Origin of the sequence: Solwaraspora sp. WMMB335, from assembly GCF_049179075.1 — a bacterium.
Classification (GTDB): domain Bacteria; phylum Actinomycetota; class Actinomycetes; order Mycobacteriales; family Micromonosporaceae; genus Micromonospora_E.
Genome location: NZ_JBMHMF010000001.1, coordinates 3,764,663 through 3,768,362, shown reverse-complemented (window position 1 = coordinate 3,768,362; position 3,700 = coordinate 3,764,663). Strand labels below are relative to the sequence as shown.

Sequence of the window (3,700 nt, the reverse complement as noted above, 5' to 3'; positions counted from 1 at the left end):
GCCTTGCTCGCAACCAACGACGTGAGCGGGACGGACGTCCCGGAACCCGGGCGGGACCTGCTCGAGCTGGTGGACACCACAGGACAGACCGTCGGGGTGCTCGACAAGCTGGCCGCCCACACGAGTCCCGGCCATCTGCACCGGGCGTTCTCCGTGTTCCTCTTCGACGACGAGGGGCGCCTGCTACTACAGCGGCGGGCGCTGGGCAAGTACCACTCGCCGGGTGTGTGGTCCAACACCTGCTGCGGCCACCCCTTCCCCGGGGAGGCGCCGGACGCTGCGGTCGCCCGTCGGGTCCGGGAGGAGTTGGGCACGACGCCGGTCGGTCTCGCGGCCGCCGGGACCGTGCTGTACGAGTTGCCGGACCCGAAGTCGGGCCTGATCGAGCGCGAGTACAACCACGTGTTCGTGGGCCGATTCCGGGACGAGCCGCGACCCGATCCTGCGGAGGTCGCGGAGTGGACGCTGGTCGCACCCGGCCAACTGCGTGACATGCGGGATCGGCTGGAGTTCTCGGTGTGGTTCCCGGCCGTGTTCGGACGCGTTGCCGAAACGGGACGTGTCGCAGACCTTCATCTGGACGCGTGGCGCTGAGCCACCCCGCGCCTCGACGTGGATTCTGACAAGGAGAACCGGGGTTGACCGAGGAGTTGACGACGGTCCGAGACGCCTGCGCCAGAACATTGGAGAATACGGCACGGACCCTGCAACTGGGAGCCAGCGGTACGGAATTCGTCGCGGCGTTCCGGGCCATGACCGACCACTGGGGCGCCGCCCGCCCCCACGATCTACCCCTGTCGGACGTGTCGCCCGACGGGTCGCCCGTGGAGTACGCGGTCGACCTCGGCGGGCTCGCGCCCGCACTCCAGTTCGCCGTGGAGCCGCTGACCGCGGGCTTGCCGGCCCGTGACCCCGTCGCGGCGCGGGCCATCATGCCGCTGCTGGCCGGGCGGTACGGCGCCGGCGCGACCCGGTGGTCGGCCCTCGCGGACCGGCTCCTGCCCGACGACGCGCACGGCCCGCACGTCTCCATGTACGGCGCCGAGGTTCGGGCGGGCGCCCCGATTCGGTTCAAGGCGTGGTTCTACCTGAACGTGACCGGCCCGGACGGCACCTTCGACCTGCTGTACTCCGCCCTGGAACGGATGGGCACGACGCATCTGTGGCCGGTCGTCCAGGCGCACGTGCACCGCGCCGGGGAGGACGTGCCGTTCCTGCTGTCGCTGGACCTGGCGGACGACCCGGCGGCCCGGGTGAAGGTGTACTTCCGGCACTTCATGGCCGACGTCGAGGAGGTGGCGGCCGTGCTCAAGGCGTACCCGGGTTTCGAGCCGGGGGAGGTGCGGGCCTTCTGCAAGGTCATGATGGACGGGCGGCGCCGCTTCAGCGACCAACCGGCCGTCACCTGCGTGTCGCTGTTCGACGCGCAGAACTTCGATCGCGCCGCGGCCACCCTCTACGTTCCGCTGTGGACGTACGCCGAGCACGACGGCGAAGTACGGCAGCGGGTGCACCGGGCCCTGGCCGCGTGGCCGGAGGCGCTGCACCGCTACAACAGCGTGCTCGCCGGCATCGCGCACCGAGGGCTGGACGCGGGAACCGGGATTCACAACTACATCTCCTGGCAACCCGGCCGGACCCACCCACGGGTGAAGGTTTACCTGTCACCGGAGATGCACGACGTAACTCCTCCGCCGCTCGGCGTGAGCCAACGGCATCACCTCAGTGGCCAGACCACTGTGAGAGGGAGAACCGAATGAGTACGCAGACGCATCTGGCTCCGCTGCGGACCGCCATCGTGGGGACCGGGAACATCGGAACCGATCTGCTCCTGAAGGTCGAGGCGTCCCCGCTGCTGACGTGCGTCCTGTTCGCCGGGCGGCGGGCCGAGTCGCCCGGCATCGAGCTGGCCCGCGGTCGCGGGGTGACCACCAGCACCGGCGGCATCGACGCCGTGGTCGACGCGGCTGACGACATCGATTTGGTCTTCGACGCGACCTCGGCTGGGGACGCCATCCGGCACTGGGCCGTCATCGAGCCGCTGGGACTGCCGTTCATCGACCTCACACCGGCGAACCAGGGCAAGTTCTGCGTCCCGGCGCTCAACCTGGAGGACTGCCTCGACGAGCAGTACCTCAGCATGGTGACCTGCGGGGGGCAGGCGGCAGTGCCGATGGCTTGGTGCATCACGCAGATCGCCGGCCGCGTCGACTACCTCGAGATCGTCTCGGCGAGCGCCTCGGCCAGCGTCGGTCCGGCCTCGCGGGCGAACCTAGACGAGTACGTGCACACCACGGAACAGGCCACCGCCGAGTTCTGCAGCACCGCGCGCACCAAGACCGTCCTGATCATCAACCCGGCCGATCCCGGCATCGTGATGCGCAACTCCATCGCGGTCTCCACCACCGAGCGCATCGACATCGATGCTCTGCGCGACTCGGTCACCGCCATGGAGAAGGAAATCCACTCGTACGTTCCCGGGTACCGGGTCGTGGTGCCGCCGGTCGCCACCGGTGACCGCTACATGCTCACCGTCGAGGTCGAAGGACGGGGCGACTACTTCCCGCGCTACGCCGGAAACCTGGACATCATCACCTGCGCCGCCGTCGCCGCGGCGGAGGCTCGCAGCGGGCGGAGGCGTTGATGGGCGTGAAACTGCAGATCTGTGACTCGACGCTGCGCGACGGCAACCACGCCGTCGCCCACCAGCTCGGCCGGGCGGACATCAGCGCCTACGCTCGGGCGGCCGAGACGGCCGGGGTGGACGTCCTGGAGGTCGGGCACGGCAACGGGCTCGGCGCCTCGTCCATTCAGGTCGGCATCGCCGCCATCAGCGACGTGGAGATGCTGCGCGCCGCGAAGGCCGAACTGCGCTACTCGCGGCTGGGTGTGCTCTCCATCCCCGGCTTCGCCAGCGTCGAACGTGACCTCAAGCCCGCCCTCGACTGCGGCGTTGACGAGGTCCGGGTGGGCGCGCACTGCACCGAGGCCGACGTCACCTGTCAGCAGGTCACGATGCTGCGGTCGATGGGCGTACGCGTGAAGGGCCTGCTGCTGATGAGCCACATGGCGTCGGCCGGGAAGCTGGTGGAGCAGGCGGGGCTCATGCAGGACTACGGCGCCGAGGCGGTGGTGCTGATGGACTCCGCCGGCGCGTACACCCCGGAGATGGTCCGGGAGAAGGTCGGCGAGCTGGTCGAGAAGCTCGACATCGCGATCGGTTTCCACGCGCACAACAACCTGGGCCTCTCGGTGATCAACAGCATCACCGCGATCCGCGCAGGAGCATCCATCGTGGACGTGACGGCGCGGGGATTCGGCGCCGGCGCGGGGAACGCGCCGATCGAACTGGTCGCCGCCAACCTACACGTCGAGCAGATCGAGGCGCGGATTCAGCTCTTTGGCGCGCTGGACGCGGCGGACACCGCCGAGGAACGGTTCGTGAAACACGTGCCGGTCAACGACAGCGTCACCATTGCCAGCGGCATCGCCGGGGTGTTCTCCGGGTTCGCGGCTCCGGTGCGGCGCGCCAGCCGGCGCTTCGGCGTCGATCCCCGCGAGATCCTGCTCGAATTGGGCAGGCGGCGGGTGGTGGCCGGCCAGGAGGACACCATCATCGAGGTCGCTATGGCTCTGGCCGCCGAGCGGGCGTCCGCAGACCTGACGCACGCCTTTGCTGACCGCATCTGACGGTTGAGGG

At 69.6% G+C, this 3,700-nt stretch carries 4 protein-coding genes; all 4 read left to right on the top strand.

What is annotated here, in order from left to right:
* Nucleotides 1-3: 3 nt before the first annotated feature.
* From idi to dmpG, 4 genes are read left to right on the top strand one after another with little or no spacing between them, the layout of a single operon-like run.
* The gene (idi, locus tag ACN27F_RS16325; protein WP_421434375.1) at nucleotides 4-594 is read left to right on the top strand and encodes an isopentenyl-diphosphate Delta-isomerase; all 591 of its coding nucleotides are present in this window, start codon (nucleotides 4-6) and stop codon (nucleotides 592-594) included.
* 44 nt (nucleotides 595-638) lie between these two features.
* Nucleotides 639-1,760: a tryptophan dimethylallyltransferase family protein gene (locus tag ACN27F_RS16320; RefSeq protein WP_421434374.1), complete on the top strand. Its 1,122-nt coding sequence runs from the start codon at nucleotides 639-641 to the stop codon at nucleotides 1,758-1,760.
* Nucleotides 1,757-2,644: an acetaldehyde dehydrogenase (acetylating) gene (locus tag ACN27F_RS16315; RefSeq protein WP_421434373.1), complete on the top strand. Its 888-nt coding sequence runs from the start codon at nucleotides 1,757-1,759 to the stop codon at nucleotides 2,642-2,644. Before ACN27F_RS16320 ends, ACN27F_RS16315 begins: the two co-directional genes overlap by 4 nt.
* Nucleotides 2,644-3,690: a 4-hydroxy-2-oxovalerate aldolase gene (dmpG, locus tag ACN27F_RS16310; RefSeq protein WP_421434372.1), complete on the top strand. Its 1,047-nt coding sequence runs from the start codon at nucleotides 2,644-2,646 to the stop codon at nucleotides 3,688-3,690. Before ACN27F_RS16315 ends, dmpG begins: the two co-directional genes overlap by 1 nt.
* Nucleotides 3,691-3,700 lie beyond the last annotated feature (10 nt).

Excerpts from the sequence above, each read along its gene's own strand:
- ACN27F_RS16315 (WP_421434373.1), top strand. The coding sequence starts at position 1,757 with ATGAGTACGCAGACGCATCTGGCTCCGCTGCGGACCGCCATCGTGGGG.
- dmpG (WP_421434372.1), top strand. The coding sequence starts at position 2,644 with ATGGGCGTGAAACTGCAGATCTGTGACTCGACGCTGCGCGACGGCAAC.